This is a genomic window from Sedimentibacter sp., from assembly GCF_038562225.1.
Taxonomy (GTDB): domain Bacteria; phylum Bacillota; class Clostridia; order Tissierellales; family Sedimentibacteraceae; genus Sedimentibacter.
This window is the reverse complement of the sequence record NZ_JBCFAS010000002.1, coordinates 407366-423235: the sequence shown is the minus strand read 5'-3', so window position 1 is coordinate 423235 and position 15870 is coordinate 407366. Positions and strand designations below refer to the sequence as shown.

Sequence of the window (15870 nt, the reverse complement as noted above, 5' to 3'; positions counted from 1 at the left end):
ATATGAGCGATAGCGAGTAAATAATTTGGTGAACGAGACTGTGATTTTGTGTTCGTAAAATTCCAGGAGGTATTACCATGAAAAACTATGATTTTAGGCAAGTTGAAAAAGAAATGCACAACTTTTGGAATGAAAATTCTATCTACAGTTTTGACCCGGAGAGTAAAGAAGAAATTTATTCTATTGATACTCCGCCGCCTACTGTTAGCGGCAGTTTGCACATCGGACACATATTTTCCTATACACAGGCTGAAATGATAGCACGTTTTAAGCGTATGCAAGGCTACAATGTTTTTTATCCCTTTGGTTTTGATGACAATGGTTTGCCAACAGAAAGACTGGTTGAAAAAGATGAGGGTATCATTGCAAAAAATCTTCCAAGAAGGGAATTTATTAAAAGGTGTGTTGCAACCTCTGCAAAATATGAAAAAGAGTTTAAAGATTTGTGGGAGTCTTTGGGCTTTTCAGTTGACTGGTCCCTTCAATATGAAACCATTAATCCTATGGTACAGCGAATATCACAAAAGTCCTTTATCAGACTCTTGAAGGATAAAAAGGCGTATATGAAGGAGTCACCGGTTTTGTGGTGCACAGAATGTCAAACTTCAATTGCCCAGGCAGAGTTAGAAACCATTGAAAAAAAAACTGCTTTTAATTATATCAATTTTCAGGTAGGTGAAGAAAGATTATTGGTTGCCACAACAAGACCGGAGTTGTTATATGGCTGTGTTTGTCTGTTTGTTAATCCTCATGATGACAGATATATAAAATACATCGGCAAAAATGCCACTGTTCCTTTATATGATTATGAAATTCCTGTATTGGCAGACGAAAAAGCTAGTATTGATAAAGGCACAGGTGTTGTAATGTGTGCAACATTTGGTGACAGCACTGATGCAGAGTGGTATGAATCTCATAAACTGCCTTATCGTAAGGTTATTCTGCCAGATGGTACAATAGATGAAAGTGTTCCATTAATAGGAGGGTTAAAGGTCTTAGCAGCCCGTAGACAGATAATAGATCTTCTTTCAGAAAGAGGATTTCTTATAGAATCAAAAAATATCACACATACTGTTTCTGTTCACGAGCGTTGTGGTAAGGAAATTGAGATTATACCGTCAAAACAGTGGTATATAGATATTCTTACAAATAAGGAGCTGTTTTTGAAAGCTGCCGATGAAATCAATTGGTATCCCCAACACATGAAAAACAGATATTTGTTGTGGGTTGAAAATCTTAAATGGGATTGGTGTATATCACGCCAGCGTTACTTTGGTGTTCCTTTCCCAATATGGTATTGTAATAATTGTGGTAATGTTATAATTGCAGATGAAGAAATGCTGCCGGTAAATCCTATTGAAACCAGACCAGGAAAAATTTGTTCCTGTGGGTGTGATGAGTTTGTGCCTGAGACAGCTGTTTTTGATACATGGGCTACTTCATCAGTTACACCTCAAATAAATTCAAAATGGGATGAAGAAAATGATATTTCAGATATGCTATTACCAATGAGTTTGAGGACACAGGCTCATGAAATCATACGTACATGGGCATTTTATACCATAGTTAAAAGCCTCTACCATACGGGACAGATTCCATGGAAGGATATAATGATTTGTGGTTTCGTTCTTGCTAAGAAAGGAGAAAAAATCAGCAAGTCAAAAAGTAACTCGGAGTTTTCTCCAAAATTGATCATTGAAAACCACTCTGCTGATGTTATAAGATATTGGGCTGCTAATTCCAAGCTTGGATCAGATACGTTTTTTTCAGTTGATGAATTAACCATAGCAAAAAGGTTTATCACAAAGCTGTGGAATGCTTCTAAGTTTTCGATATCTCATTTGCAGGACATTGACCTGGGTGCTCATGTAAATTTAATGCCTGTAGACAGGTGGATAATCGAGAGATGTAAGCAAACTACCATTAATGCAAGAAAGTTCCTTGACCAATATGAAATAGGACCAGCCAGACATGAAATTGATGATTTTTTCTGGAAGGACTTATGTGATTATTACATTGAAATTGTCAAAGAACGTTTATATCAACCGGAGATACATGGTTATGAAGAAAGGCAGTCAGCACAATATGCCCTATATTATTGCATGCTGAATATATTGAAGCTGTATGCCATTTATGTTCCTCACATCACAGAGTATATTTATCAGGAATTTTTCAGGCAGTATGAGAACAGTATATCACTGCACAAGCTTTGTTGGGAAACTGAAAAATCTGTTGACAATGAAATTATCTCTTTTGGAGAAAAACTAAAGGAAATTATTACTGAAACAAGAAAGTATAAGTCTGAAAATGCCATGTCAATGAAGACAGAAATTGAAGAGGTTGTCATTAATACAGATGATAAACATATGGAGTTTTTTAAACAAACTATAGGTGATATAAAGGCTTGTTGTCGGGCAAAGAATATAAAAATAATCCTATGATCATCGAAATCAAAAGACTGCGATTCTTAATTAAATATGGATTGTTTAACATTTAGAATAACAGCATTTAACCAAAATGCTGAATTACGGAAAAACACCCTGCAAAAATTGCACAATGCAATTTTTGCAGGGTGTTTTTTGTATGATAATAAAGGACATACATGGTTATAAATGGCTAAACATGTTGCAAAACAAGGTTTTTTAAGGATGCAAAAAGTTGGTCCGTATTTTGCTAAATATATTTTTAACTAAGCATGTGATGAAATAATTCTGAAAGGAGTGAAGAGTAGTACCAGCTTAAATTTACGGAATTATCAGTACAATAAATTCTTGATTAAAAGGAGGATATTATGAAATTTGAATTAATCGAAGGTCTTACATCAATAAGTCTTGACTCAACAGTTACATTGGCTTTTGCAGCGGCATTATTACTTTTAGGTTATTTTGTTAAGAACAAAGTTAAATTATTGGATAAATATTGTATCCCGGCACCTGTTGTGGGTGGATTTATATTTATGTTTGTTACATGGCTTGGCCATTTATCCGGAACCTTTGCATTTACTTTTGACAACATATTTCAAAGCGCATTTATGCTGGCTTTCTTCACAACTGTAGGTCTTGGCGCAAGTTATAAGCTGCTTGTAAAAGGCGGTAAATTACTTATCGTTTATTGGCTTGTTGCAGGCGTAATATCAATATTTCAAAATGCATTGGGTATTGCTGTTGCAAAGGTAATTGGACTGGAAGCACCGTATGCGTTGTTAGCCAGTGCCATTTCCATGATCGGCGGACACGGAGCAGCTCTTTCTTATGGAACTACGTTCTCTGAAATGGGATATGAAGTTGCACCGCTGGTAGGAGCAGCAGCAGCAACGTTCGGCCTTATATCAGCAGTTCTTATAGGCGGACCGCTGGGCAGAAGGCTTATTGTAAAGTATGACCTTAAGCCTGAGGAAGACTCAAGTTTTGATACCTCTGTTACAGATATAAATATAAGTACCGGTCATAAGCTTAGTTCGCTTGATGTAATAAAAAATGTATCAGCTATTTTAATCTGCATGGCATTTGGAACAATTATTGCCGGCTGGATAAGCAAACTTATAAACATGGGATTCCCAACATATGTAGGTGCAATGTTTGTAGCCGTTATCCTCAGAAATCTTAACGAAAAAGCAAATTTATACAGATTTGATTTTAATTTGGTTGATGAAATCGGAAATGTAATGCTTAATTTATACCTGTCACTGGCATTAATGACTCTGAAGCTCTGGGAACTATCCGGATTAATAGGCGGAGTGCTTGTGGTTTTATTCTCACAGGTGGTGCTGTTATCGCTGGTTGGTTACTTCATTGTATTCAGAATTCTTGGCAAGAACTACGATGCTGCAGTTATGGTAGCAGGTCTTGCGGGACATGGACTGGGAGCTACTCCCTCAGCAATAGTAAATATGACAGCTGTCAATGAGAAATACGGCATGAGCAGAAAGGCTATGATGATTGTTCCGATAGTCGGAGCCTTTTTAGTGGATATTATTTATCAGCCACAGACAATTTGGTTTATTAAAACCTTTGTTGAAAATTTAAAGTAATAAAGAGAGGTTATTATGAAAAGACTTATGGAATGTGTTCCAAACTTTAGCGAAGGAAGAGATGAGGCTTTAGTTGAAAAAATAATTGATGAGGCAAGAAAAATTGACGGAATTACAATCTTGGATTACTCATCGGATAAGGACCACAACAGAACGGTTTTAACAATGATAGGTTCACCGGAAAAAATAAAGGAAGCTGCAATTAATACAGCCAAAAAAGCAGCAGAACTGATTGACATGTCAAAGCATGAAGGTGCTCACCCAAGAATGGGAGCCACGGATGTTATCCCATTTACACCGGTTTCAAATGTTACCATTGCTGAGTGCATTGAAGCAGCAAAGGAAGTAGGAGCAGAGCTGGGAAGCTGGGGAATACCGGTATACCTTTATGAGGATGCATGCACAAAGGAAGACAGAAGAAATCTTGCATCTGTAAGAAAAGGGCAATATGAAGGCTTCTTTGAAAAGATAAAGGATGAGAACTGGAAGCCGGACTTCGGACCGCAGGAAATGAATGCAAAAAGCGGCGCTACGGCAGTTGGTGCAAGAGTTCCTCTGGTGGCGTTCAATATAAATCTGGATACCCCAAATGTGGAAGTTGCAGATAAAATAGCAAAGAAAGTAAGACACTTAGGCGGCGGTCTCAGATATGTTAAGGCTATAGGGCTTAAGCTGGAAGAAAGAAACCAGACACAAGTTTCAATGAACCTGGTAAACTATGAAAAATCAGCAGTATACCAAGCTTTTGAAATGGTAAAGATGGAAGCGAGAAGGTACGGAGTAAATGTGGTTGGCAGCGAAGTAATTGGAACCATACCTATGAAATCTCTTCTTGACGTGGCTGAGTACTATTTGCAAATAGAAAACTTCAGCATTGATCAGATATTGGAAAAAAGGCTGCTGGACGAACAGTAAAAATATTTTCTAAAATTATTCAACCCTGGGGCTTGCATTTGCAGGCCCTATAAATTAATTTAGCAGAAGATACAGGAGGAATTATGGATTATAAAAATGTACTTGAGCTTATTTTGGATACAGATGATGTTACAGTTGGAGGCGGCAGCGCCTCTGCCTTATCAGGGGCCTTGGCATGCGGGCTTATGGGAATGGTATGCAAGTTGTCCACAAAAAAAGATTACGGCATATCTCCTGAGGGGCAGCTTACGTATGCAAAGGAACTTGAAGATATAAGAGAAAGGCTTCTATCCGGCATAGTGACCGATGCCAATGCTTACGGCGTCATTATAAATGCATACAAGCTTCCAAAGGAAACAGAAGAAGAAAAGGAAATAAGAAAAAAAGCAATAGCTGATGCAGGAATTGTTGGTGCTTCTGCCCCTATGGAAAATGCAAAGCTCTGCAAAAGGGTTTATGATATAGGAACAGAGTTGGAAGGCATGACCAACCAAAACTGCCAGTCAGACCTGGTAATAGGACGTGAGTTAGCGAAGGTCGGAACGAACGGATGCTTAATGAATATAGAGGCGAACCTTCCGCTGGTTAAGGACGAAGAAAAGTTAAAGGAGTTTAACAAGGCTATAAAGGAACTTAAAATAGATTAGACATACGACTAACTCATACTGAATAAATAGAAAGAATGAAAATGCCTCTGTTAATTGACAGAGGTATTATTCTCATATCAGATAAACGTTTTTATAGAAATAATTAACTTCGTATGATAATATAGAATGACGAATGCAATATATTTGGAAGGGTATGAAATGATAAAAAGGATTGCTGTTTTATCTGTATTGGTATTATTAATGAATATGTCCGCAGCCTATGGCTATGGGGCTGCAGGGACTTACAGAGTAGCCGGAGATATCCAGTTTCCTCCCTATGAGTTTTTAGACAGCGACGGTATCTATAAAGGATTCAATGTGGACTTGCTTAAAGCAATAAGTCTTGTCACCGGTATGGAGTTCGAATTTATACCGATGAAATGGGAAGAAGCCTTTTATTCCATTGAAAGAGGTCAAGCGGATATTATCGAGGGAATGAAAGAATCTAACGACAGGAGAACCAGGTTCAACTTTACGGATTCTCTCTTGATGAATTCACAGTCTGTTTTTGTGAGGAACAACTACTACTCAATCAACAATAATTCTGACCTTGCAGGAAAAATCGTGTCAGTACAGAAGGAAGATATCGTATATCTTGAATTAAGCAGGATTAAGGATATTAAAATAATTCAGTATGATACCATGGAAGAAGCAGTTGAAGCCCTTATTGACGGCGAAGTGGAAGCAATGGTTGGAAATACCCTTACAGTAAACTACATCTGCAAGGAAAACAGCTGGATCGATCAAATTAAAATAGTTGGGCAGACACTTAATCAGCAAAAGTATTCCATGGCGGTTTCAAAAAATAATCCACAATTATTGAGAAAGCTTAATGAAGGGTTAGCTGAAATACAAAATAACGGGATGTACGATGCATTGCATAGAAAGTGGTTTGGAACACCCATAAAAAATACAAGCAAAGAAGCTGAAGGACAGATAATAATGCTTTTATTTTCTTTATTTGTACTTTTATTAATAATTCTTATCGTCCAGCTGATTAACAGAAAGTTAAACAGAATAATTGAAGAAAAAACCAGGGAAGAAAAGATACTTATAAATGAGCTGAGAAATTATGACAAGCTCCAATTCATGGATAAAATAATATCATCTCTTGCCCATGAAATCAGAAACCCTCTAACATCTATAAAAATTTATACGACTCAAATGAAGAATAAGCTGGAAAACAAGGAATTTATGCTGGCAGCAGCAGAAGATATTCCTGAAGAAATAGACAGAATAGATGCCATGATAAAAGAGTTTATGGAGTATACTTCTCCAAGAAAACCACAAATCAGGGTATTGAATCTTAAGAACGAGCTTGAAAACGCCATTAAATTCATTAAGCTGCAAATAAGGAATATTTATGTGGATTTGCAAATCGCAGATGATATTTATATCCAGTTTGATTCAAGTCACTTTAAGCAAATTGTTATAAACATTTTGCTGAACAGCAAGGATGCACTTATGGGTACAGAGAATCCCAGCATAAGGATAAACGGATGCAGCCATGGGGAATATGTAAATATTGAATTTGCAGACAATGGATGCGGAATGGATGAGAAGTCCTTAGACTATATATTTGAACCGTTTTATACCACAAAGGACAATGGAAACGGTGTGGGTATGTTTGTTGTAAAGAAGCTTGTGGAAGAAAACGGCGGAAAGATAGAAGCTAAAAATAACGAAAACACCAATGGTTTGGCTGTGTTTCTAACAGTAAGGATGGGAGAAAGAAATGAAAACTAAAATATTGATAGTCGACGATGAAATTAAGATATTGCGGGCGCTTAAATTTTTGCTTGAGGACATGTACGATGTATACACAAGCGATAATATAAATGATGCAAAGAGATTATTTATCGAAGAGAAAATCAATTTAGTGCTGCTTGATTTAAGACTGTCAGAAGGCAGCGGACTTGCCCTGATGGACGAATTGCTTGTCATGGACCCCAATGCTGTAATAATAATCATGACTGCTTACTCAACAATTGAGAATTCAATTAAAGCCATAAAATCCGGCGCCTATTATTTTATAACAAAGCCAATTGACAACGACCAGCTTCTGATTCTTCTGAATACTGCATCTGAAAAGATGAACCTGAAAAAGGAGCTGGATTTGCTGCAGGGACATCTGAGAAAAACACCTATCGGAGAATCAAGATCTATCAGAGATATAAAAACTGTAGTAGATAAAATTAAGGACACTGATGCAACAGTCCTCATAACCGGCGAAAGCGGAACCGGCAAGGAAGTCATAGCCCAGACAATCCACAGCAGCAGCAACAGGGCCAGCAAGCCTTTTATAGCAATAAATTGTGCCGCAATGCCAAACGAGCTTTTAGAAAGCGAATTGTTTGGGTATAAAAAAGGATCCTTTACAGGAGCTGTTAAAGATGATATCGGTTTAATCAGAAAAGCTGAACATGGCACCCTATTTTTGGATGAAATAGGAGAAATGAATGTTAAGCTGCAGTCTAAGCTTCTCAGGTTTATTCAGGAAAAGGAAATAAGGCAGATTGGTGATGAGAAGAGTTACCCTGTAGATGTGAGAATAATCTGCTCCACAAACCGCAATCTGAAAGATGAAATAAAGTCTGGGAATTTCAGAGAAGATCTTTACTATCGAATCAATGTTATAAACATTGTTGCTCCACCGCTGAGGGAAAGAATTGAGGATCTAGATCTGTTGGTTCCACACTTTATCGATAAATACAGAATTTCATACAACAAAGGTGTTAAGGGCATAACGGATGATGCCATGAATCAGCTTAAATCTTATGATTATTCAGGTAATGTAAGAGAACTTGAAAACATTATTCAAAGGGCAGTCTTGCTGTGCGCAGATGAATACATTGACGTTGATTCCCTTAACCTTAATAATCCCAATATGATAAGAACAAACTATGAGGCAAGCGACAATTATATAAAAATATACGAGGGAGAGACCTTTGAAGATATAGAGAAGAAGGTCATAGAATTTGCCTTGAAAAATAACTGCCAGAACAGGAGGCGGACTGCTGACAGCCTTGGAATAAGCGAAAGATCCCTGAGGTATAAGATTAAGGAATACAAATTATAGTTGCCCTCATATATCCAGGCAGGATTGCGGCAGATAAAAGAGTGCATCAATGTAAAATACAAATATATGCACTCTTGCAAACCGTGTTATGTGCCGGCTCTTTCCTGTCTTTCCTAAGGCCTGTAGGATTCTAAAATCCGCTTGATATATTTCAGCGTCTTTTTCATTTCTTCTTGGATATCAGCTTTTTCTGAATTCTTGTTATCTATGATCAAAGCCAGAATGCCCCTGTATAAAGAGATTATGTAATCATTGACTTCATCCAGATCGCTGCTGTTCAGGAATCCGTCTTCCGCCAGCGGCGTCAGGATTGCTTTGTTTCGTGCATAGATATTTTGCTCTGAAAGCATTGCCAGCGTCGGGTTTTTGTGCTCTCCGAATTCTGACTGATATATCCTGTAATAATCAAAGAATATATCGGCAATAGATTGATTTGAAAAGAAAACAACCCGATAAATTTCGGGACTTTCAAATGAATGAATGCAAAATTTTTCCCAGATCATTAGAAATCTCTCATATGAATTCTCTGTGTTTTTTATATATTCTGCCAGCGACAGATAATATTCTTTTAAATCCCTTATTGCGACGTAACTGATCAGGTGATCCAGATTCGTAAAGTAATTATAGATGGTTGCGCTGTTGTAACCGGCCATATCTGCTACTTTTCTTATTGTCAGAGCTTCAATGCCTTCTTTATCAATAATCTCACGTGCAGCATCAATAAAATAGACCATCATTCTTTGCCGCCGCAATTCTTTCTTCGATAATTTCATGTTTTCCTCTCTTTAACGATATAAATGTACTCATTTTCTATTTTAAATCAAAATGACATTAATAGCAATACTTCTGTATAATTCCACGAATCTATCATAAGCTAAACAGGATTATATAGAGGTGCAGGTCAAAGAAAACACAACCTTTGGCAGAGTAAAAAGAACAGATAAAAAAATAAACGCGTTTATAAAATAAACATGTTTACTTTTTGGAACTTTTATTATATAATCAAATTGACTAAAATTTATCAAAGAAAGGAGATTAACAAAGTGAAACTTGAACTAGGTAATTTTTATGTGAAAGATGTTCAGTTTGGCAAACAATCAAAATTTGAAAACGGTACACTTTGGATCAACAAAGAAGAAGCTCTTGCTGTAGTTTTCGAGGATGAGCACATAACAGATGCAGATCTTGTTATTGCAAAACCAGGAGATGAAACAAGAATTGTTCCGGTGAAGGAGGCAATTGAACCGCGTGTGAAAATTGCTGACGGTATTCCAGCATTTCCTGGAGTAACAGGTGATGTGGTGCAAGTAGGCTACGGGAAAACGCATGCTCTAAAGGGATGCAGCGTGCTGGCGGTAGGAATGCATTGGGGCAGCTTTGGAGATGGTATCATTGACATGGCCGGTGAAGGTGCAAAGCACACGATATTTTCACAGCTCATTAACATTTGCCTGGTAGCTGATACTGATGAGGTTGAGGAAAGATATGAGCAGCAGAAAAAGAATCATGCTATTCGATGGGGTGCCCATAGGCTGGCAGAATATTTGGGCGGCATAGTAAAAAACATGGAGCCTGAAGAAGTGGAAGTTTATGAACTGGGACAAATGATTAAAAGAGATAAGGCAATAGAAGCTCTGCCTTCGGTGGTTTACGTGATGCAGCCTCAATCCCAGATGGAAGAAATGGGCTATAATGACCTGATTTATGGATGGGATCTTAACCATTTCGTTCCGACATTGGTACATCCCAATGAAGTGCTGGATGGAGCCATGATTTCCGGTTCGTTTATGCCTTGTTCTTCAAAATGGTCCACCTATGATTTCCAGAACAACCCCACAATAAAAAGGTTATATGCTGAACACGGAAAAACAATAAACTTCCTTGGTGTAATCATGTCAAACTTGAATGTTTCTCTTGAGCAAAAACAAAGATCCGCAATGTTTGTGGCTAATCTGGCAAGAATGATTGGAGCAGACGGTGCAATTCTTGCAGAGGAAGGCTATGGCAACCCTGATGCAGATTTTATTGCGTGCTATGTTGAACTTGAAAAAGCCGGCGTTAAGACGGTAGGCGTAACGAATGAGTGTACAGGAAGAGACGGCCAGTCTCAGCCACTTGTTACTCTGGATGAGCTGGCTGATGCAATAGTTTCTTGCGGAAATGTATCACAGCTGATTGAATTGCCTCCGATGAAAAATGTGATTGGAGAACTTCAAGCCTTGAGCCGTGACGGTTTATCCGGAGGCTGGGCAGGAGATGAAAAGCTGGGTCCTTCGGTCAGACCGGACGGCAGCATCATAATGGAAGACAATTCTATGTTCTGCGGGGACCGTGTAGCAGGGTGGTCACCTAAAACAATGAAAGAATTTTAAGGAAGGAGAAGAATTCGATGAAAAAAGCAGTTTTGTATATAAATCAGTTTTTCGCCGGCATTGGCGGAGAAGAGTTTGCAGATCATGAACCTGAAATCAGAGAAGGCCTGATCGGACCGGCACTGGCTTTAAACGGCAGTCTGAAGAATGCGGAAATTACGCATACTATAGTATGTGGTGATAACTTCATGGGTTCCAATACGGAAGAAGCGGTAAAAAGAATTCTGGATATGCTGCAAAATATAGAATTTGATATTTTCTTTGCTGGACCGGCTTTTCAGGCAGGCCGTTATGGAGTTGCATGCGGTACCATATGCAAGCATGTGAAAAAGGCGTTTGGTGTTGAAGCCATAACCTCCATGAACCAGGAGAATCCTGGCGTTGAAATGTTTAAAAAGGATGTATATATATTCCCGGGAGGAAAAAGCGCGGCAGCAATGAAGAAGGATGCTGAAAAAATGGCTGCATTGGGAGACAAGATTCTGAACGGACAGACAATGTTTATGGCTGAAAAAGAGGGATTTTTCCCGCGCGGAATCCGTCATCAGATTTGGCTCGAGGATGGAACACCGGCAGCAGATCGAGCTGTTGCAATGCTTTTAAAGAAGCTTAACAACGAACCATTTGTCAGTGAACTGCCTATTCCAAAGAGCGACAGAGTTCCAATTGCTCCGCCGGTTGCAGACTTGTCTAAGGCGAGAATTGCACTGATTACATCGGGCGGTATCGTTCCTGTGGATAATCCTGATAGAATTCAGTCGGCTTCTGCCACCAGATGGGGAAGATACGATATCAGCGGAATGGATAGACTCGAGGCTGGAGTATTCAAGACGATCCATGCCGGTTATGACCCGGCGGCAGCAGATGCAGATCCGAATGTATGCGTACCGGTTGATGTTATGCGAGATTTTGAGAAGAAAGGAATTATCGGAAAGCTTGACGACTACTTCTATACAACAGTAGGAACCGGAACAACTGAAGCTGAAGCACGAAGAATGGCAGAAGAGATGATACCCTTCCTCCGAAAAGACGGTGTTGATGCTATTATACTCACATCAACCTGAGGTACCTGTACACGTTGCGGTGCAACGATGGTAAAAGAACTGGAAAGAGCAGGCTTTCCGATAGTTCAAATGTGTAATTTAATTCCTGTAGCATTAACGGTTGGCGCTAACAAGATGGTACCAACTATTTCAATCCCATATCCATTAGGTGACCCGAACACTTCGAAGGAGGAACAGTGGAAACTTCGACATCATAGAGTAGGTGTTGCATTGGAAGCTCTGACTCAGGACGTAAAAGAACAAACTGTGTTTAAAATAAAGAAGTAGAGACGGAGGTTCTATGGGCACAAAAGGAACAAAGACAAATAAAAGCGTTTTTTACATCTCACTGGCTATTATTTTTACAATAGCTATATGGGGATTGGTTTTTAGCAGTCAATTTACAAATATGGCCAATGCTTTGATGAGTTTTTTGACAGTTAACTTTGGGTGGTTTTATTTGCTGGCTATGTTCGTGTTTGTCGTAGTTGCTTTATTGTTAGGATTCAGCAAATACGGAAGCATTAAATTGGGGCCTGATGATTCTCAGCCGGAATTTAGCACCAAGTCATGGTTTGGTATGCTGTTCGGTGCCGGTATGGGTGTGGGATTAGTTTTCTGGGGAGCTGCGGAACCCATGTCTCATTTAGTATCACATGCAGATCTTGGCATGGACGCAGCTGCATCATTTGCCATGGGAGCTTCCTTCAAGCATTGGGGATTTCATCCATGGGCAAACTACTCGATTATCGGTCTAGCCTTGGGATATTTCCAATTCAGAAAAGGTTACCCTGGCTTGATAAGCAGTATTTTCGTACCATTGATTGGAGAAAAAGGAGTAAAAGGGCCTATAGGTAAAGCTATAGACATCTTAGCCGTATTTGCAACAGTTGCCGGTGTAGCCACAACTCTGGGATTGGGAACCATGCAGATCAACAGCGGAATGACATTAGTATTTGGCATCCCGTCAAATGCAGCAGTACAGCTTATGATCATTGCAGCTATTACCGTCTTGTATATAGCTGCTACAATATCAGGTATAGAAAAAGGTATAAAGCTTTTGGGAGACATAAATCTATATCTCGCAGGAACCGTAGTGCTTTTAACCTTCATAGTCGGACCTAAGCTTATTATGTTGAGATCCTTGTCGGAGGGCTTAGGAGTGTACTTAAATAATTTTATACTTGACAGTTTCCATCTTAATATCTTTGGAGACAATTCATGGGTGAGCGGATGGACTGTGTTCTACTGGGCATGGTGGATTGCCTGGGCACCGTTTGTAGGGTCTTTCATAGCAAGAATATCCAGGGGCAGAACAATTAGAGAATTTGTTTTGGGCGTAATCGTTGCTCCTGCCCTGGCATCCCTGCTGTGGTTTGCAGTATTTGGAGGATTGGGAATCAGCCTGGTAAACACACTGGGAATGGAGAAATTGGCTGAGGTTGTAAAAGATCCGTCAACTGCCCTGTTTGTAGCATATGGTCAGTATGGATTGTCAACTGTTTTATCAGTCATAACTATGTTCCTGTTGATTACATTTTTCGTTACCAGTGCAAATTCATCAACCTTTGTACTTGGAATGTTTACTTCCAATGGAGATTTGAATCCAACCAAAGGCAATATGACACTTTGGGGACTGGTTCAGTCGATGCTGGCAGCGGCGCTTCTGCTGTCCGGCGGGCTTGCATCGTTACAGACGGCATCCATTGCAGCAGCTTTTCCGTTTATAATCATAATGCTGCTGGCGTGTGTTTCTATTTTCAAAGCATTGAAAGAAGAAAAAGTGTAATAACGTAAAACGATGCAACGGAACCGTTCAATGAGAATTTTCATTGGATGGTAAGAAAATTCATGTGCTTTGGATTTTGTTAGTAAAGGAGAAATAAATTTGGACAATTTATATGATGTTATCATAATTGGTTCGGGACCTGCAGGGTTGGCTGCTGGATTGTATGCCGCAAGAGCCAGGATGAAGACGTTGATACTGGAAAAAGACAAGACAGGCGGCCAGATTGTGTCAACCGATGAAGTTGCAAATTATCCAGGCTCAATTCAGCATGCCACAGGGCCCAGCCTTATTGCAAGAATGGTAGAACAGGCAGAAGGCTTTGGAGCTGAAAGAAAAAAGGATGCTGTGATATCGGTTGACTTTTCGGAAAAAATAAAGACAGTCACATGCAGGAACGAAGAATACAAGGCAAAAGCCGTCATCATTGCGGCAGGAGCAAGACCGAAAAAAATCGGATGCCCCGGAGAAGATAAGCTGGTTGGCAAAGGGGTTTCCTATTGTGCAACATGCGATGCAGATTTTTTCACAGATCTTGAAGTGTTTGTCATCGGTGGCGGGGATTCTGCAGTGGAAGAAGCAATGTATCTGACGAAATTTGCAAGAAAGGTTACCATCGTTCACAGAAGAGATGAACTGAGGGCTGCAAAGTCTATTCAGGAAAAGGCCTTTGCAAATGACAAGCTGCACTTTTTATGGAATACAACTGTCAATGAAATCAAAGGTGAAGGCATTGTTGAAAGCATAGTTTTTGAGAATCTTAAGACAGGTGAGATCAGCGAACATGCGGCCGATGAGGATGACGGCACTTTCGGAGTGTTCCCATTCATAGGCTACGATCCGTTAAGCGAGCTTTTCAAGGGAAAAGTTGAGATGAACAAAGCAGGCTATATCATAACCGATGCAGATATGAAAACGGATGTAAGCGGTGTGTTTGCCGCCGGAGACATTCGCGAAAAATCCCTGCGTCAGGTTGCAACAGCTGTGGCAGATGGAGCCATCGCAGCCGTTCAGGCGGAAAAATACATTGAAAGTATTGGTTAAAGGAGAGATGAAAAAATGTTGATGCTGGAAAAAGACACTTTTGAAGAGGCAGTGTTAAAGAGTCAGGGATACGTTCTGGTGGATTTCTGGAGTGAGGGATGTGAACCCTGTAAGGCTCTGATGCCGGATGTTGAAAAACTTTCTGAGGAGTATGAAGGTAAGGTTACATTTGCCAAGCTGGACACAGGAAAGGCCAGAAGACTGGCAATTTCACAGAAGGTACTGGGGCTACCGACAATCTGCCTGTATAAAGACGGCGAAAAGATTGATGAAGTAACAAAGGAAGATGCTAATGCTTCCAATATAAAAGCCATGATTGACAGAAATCTGTAGAACAATTTTATTATTAGGTTATTGACATGATTACATCACATAAAACTGTTGAAGTCATGATAATAAAGTATATAAGGAGGATGAAACATGAGTTTATTTAAGGACAAAAAAATAATCATCATCGGTGACAGAGACGGCATTCCCGGTCCTGCGGTGGAAGAATGTTTGAAAAACACAGGCTGCGAAGTTGTATTTTCTTCTACGGAATGCTTTGTCTGAACTGCTGCTGGTGCAATGGATCTGGAAAATCAGAATAGGGTGAAATCTATGGCAGAGAAACACGGTGCTGAAAACCTGGTAGTATTATTAGGTGCAGCAGAAGGTGAAGCAGCAGGTCTTGCTGCTGAAACTGTCACAAATGGAGACCCTACTTATGCTGGTCCATTGGCAGGAGTTCAGTTAGGACTCAAGGTATATCATGTAGTAGAACCAGAATTTAAAGAAGCTGTAGACGCTGATGTTTACGAAGAACAAATTGGAATGATGGAAATGGTATTGAATACAGAAGACATCATATCAGAAGTGCGATCTATAAGAGAACAATTCTGCAAATATTAGATCAGTGGATGGGTGGCGGAATGTCACCCATCTAATTTATATGCTGTCATTGCATAGTAATTG

13 protein-coding genes are annotated in these 15870 nt (G+C 39.4%); 12 read left to right on the top strand and 1 reads right to left on the bottom strand.

Translation table 11 applies throughout. From position 1 onward, the window contains the following. The first annotated feature begins 77 nt into the window (after positions 1-77). The 6 genes from AAGU76_RS08450 (at position 78) to AAGU76_RS08425 (ending at position 8671) form a co-directional block, all read left to right on the top strand. Entirely contained in the window at positions 78-2441 is a 2364-nt protein-coding gene (locus AAGU76_RS08450; RefSeq protein WP_342485037.1) for a valine--tRNA ligase, read from the top strand. A 350-nt stretch (positions 2442-2791) separates the two neighbouring features. Beyond that, on the top strand, positions 2792-4030 hold the full coding sequence (gene gltS, locus AAGU76_RS08445) for a sodium/glutamate symporter (RefSeq protein WP_342485036.1): 1239 nt from the start codon (positions 2792-2794) through the stop codon (positions 4028-4030). Positions 4031-4045: 15 nt separating this feature from the next. Then, entirely contained in the window at positions 4046-4945 is a 900-nt protein-coding gene (gene ftcD, locus AAGU76_RS08440; RefSeq protein ID WP_342485035.1) for a glutamate formimidoyltransferase, read from the top strand. Between the two features lie 83 nt (positions 4946-5028). Further along, the gene (locus tag AAGU76_RS08435; protein WP_342485034.1) at positions 5029-5592 is read left to right on the top strand and encodes a cyclodeaminase/cyclohydrolase family protein; all 564 of its coding nucleotides are present in this window, start codon (positions 5029-5031) and stop codon (positions 5590-5592) included. 159 nt (positions 5593-5751) lie between these two features. Continuing rightward, positions 5752-7338, top strand: coding sequence for a transporter substrate-binding domain-containing protein (locus tag AAGU76_RS08430; protein WP_342485033.1), 1587 nt, complete (start codon positions 5752-5754; stop codon positions 7336-7338). Further along, the gene (locus AAGU76_RS08425; RefSeq protein ID WP_342485032.1) at positions 7328-8671 is read left to right on the top strand and encodes a sigma-54 dependent transcriptional regulator; all 1344 of its coding nucleotides are present in this window, start codon (positions 7328-7330) and stop codon (positions 8669-8671) included. The genes AAGU76_RS08430 and AAGU76_RS08425 overlap by 11 nt, the downstream gene beginning before the upstream one ends. A 113-nt stretch (positions 8672-8784) precedes the next feature. Here AAGU76_RS08425 and AAGU76_RS08420 read toward each other — a convergent pair whose 3' ends face one another. Beyond that, positions 8785-9444 carry a TetR/AcrR family transcriptional regulator gene (locus AAGU76_RS08420; RefSeq protein ID WP_342485031.1) on the bottom strand — a complete coding sequence of 220 codons (660 nt, stop codon included), beginning with the start codon at positions 9442-9444 and terminating at the stop codon, positions 8785-8787. Positions 9445-9714: 270 nt separating this feature from the next. On the opposite strand from AAGU76_RS08420, the gene AAGU76_RS08415 reads away from it, so the two are divergent. The 6 genes from AAGU76_RS08415 (at position 9715) to grdA (ending at position 15807) form a co-directional block, all read left to right on the top strand. Then, complete coding sequence (locus AAGU76_RS08415; RefSeq protein ID WP_342485030.1) at positions 9715-11043, top strand: glycine/sarcosine/betaine reductase component B subunit; 1329 nt, start codon at positions 9715-9717, stop codon at positions 11041-11043. Between the two features lie 17 nt (positions 11044-11060). Beyond that, complete coding sequence (gene grdH, locus AAGU76_RS08410; protein WP_342485029.1) at positions 11061-12374, top strand: betaine reductase selenoprotein B; 1314 nt, start codon at positions 11061-11063, stop codon at positions 12372-12374. A gap of 13 nt (positions 12375-12387) precedes the next feature. Next, positions 12388-13875, top strand: a complete 1488-nt coding sequence (locus AAGU76_RS08405) for a BCCT family transporter (RefSeq protein ID WP_342485028.1) — start codon at positions 12388-12390, stop codon at positions 13873-13875. Between the two features lie 99 nt (positions 13876-13974). Beyond that, positions 13975-14916: a thioredoxin-disulfide reductase gene (gene trxB / locus AAGU76_RS08400; RefSeq protein ID WP_342485027.1), complete on the top strand. Its 942-nt coding sequence runs from the start codon at positions 13975-13977 to the stop codon at positions 14914-14916. A gap of 15 nt (positions 14917-14931) precedes the next feature. Then, entirely contained in the window at positions 14932-15249 is a 318-nt protein-coding gene (locus AAGU76_RS08395; protein ID WP_342485026.1) for a thioredoxin domain-containing protein, read from the top strand. 87 nt (positions 15250-15336) lie between these two features. After that, the gene (grdA, locus tag AAGU76_RS08390) at positions 15337-15807 is read left to right on the top strand and encodes a glycine/sarcosine/betaine reductase complex selenoprotein A (RefSeq protein ID WP_342485025.1); all 471 of its coding nucleotides are present in this window, start codon (positions 15337-15339) and stop codon (positions 15805-15807) included. The last annotated feature ends 63 nt before the right edge of the window (positions 15808-15870 follow it).

Bases quoted from the DNA above. Each gene is read 5' to 3' on its own strand.
- gltS (WP_342485036.1), top strand. From the start codon at position 2,792: ATGAAATTTGAATTAATCGAAGGTCTTACATCAATAAGTCTTGACTCA.
- AAGU76_RS08435 (WP_342485034.1), top strand. From the start codon at position 5,029: ATGGATTATAAAAATGTACTTGAGCTTATTTTGGATACAGATGATGTT.
- AAGU76_RS08430 (WP_342485033.1), top strand. From the start codon at position 5,752: ATGATAAAAAGGATTGCTGTTTTATCTGTATTGGTATTATTAATGAAT.
- AAGU76_RS08395 (WP_342485026.1), top strand. From the start codon at position 14,932: ATGTTGATGCTGGAAAAAGACACTTTTGAAGAGGCAGTGTTAAAGAGT.
- AAGU76_RS08450 (WP_342485037.1), top strand. From the start codon at position 78: ATGAAAAACTATGATTTTAGGCAAGTTGAAAAAGAAATGCACAACTTT.
- AAGU76_RS08405 (WP_342485028.1), top strand. From the start codon at position 12,388: ATGGGCACAAAAGGAACAAAGACAAATAAAAGCGTTTTTTACATCTCA.
- AAGU76_RS08425 (WP_342485032.1), top strand. From the start codon at position 7,328: ATGAAAACTAAAATATTGATAGTCGACGATGAAATTAAGATATTGCGG.
- ftcD (WP_342485035.1), top strand. From the start codon at position 4,046: ATGAAAAGACTTATGGAATGTGTTCCAAACTTTAGCGAAGGAAGAGAT.
- AAGU76_RS08420 (WP_342485031.1), bottom strand. From the start codon at position 9,444: ATGAAATTATCGAAGAAAGAATTGCGGCGGCAAAGAATGATGGTCTAT.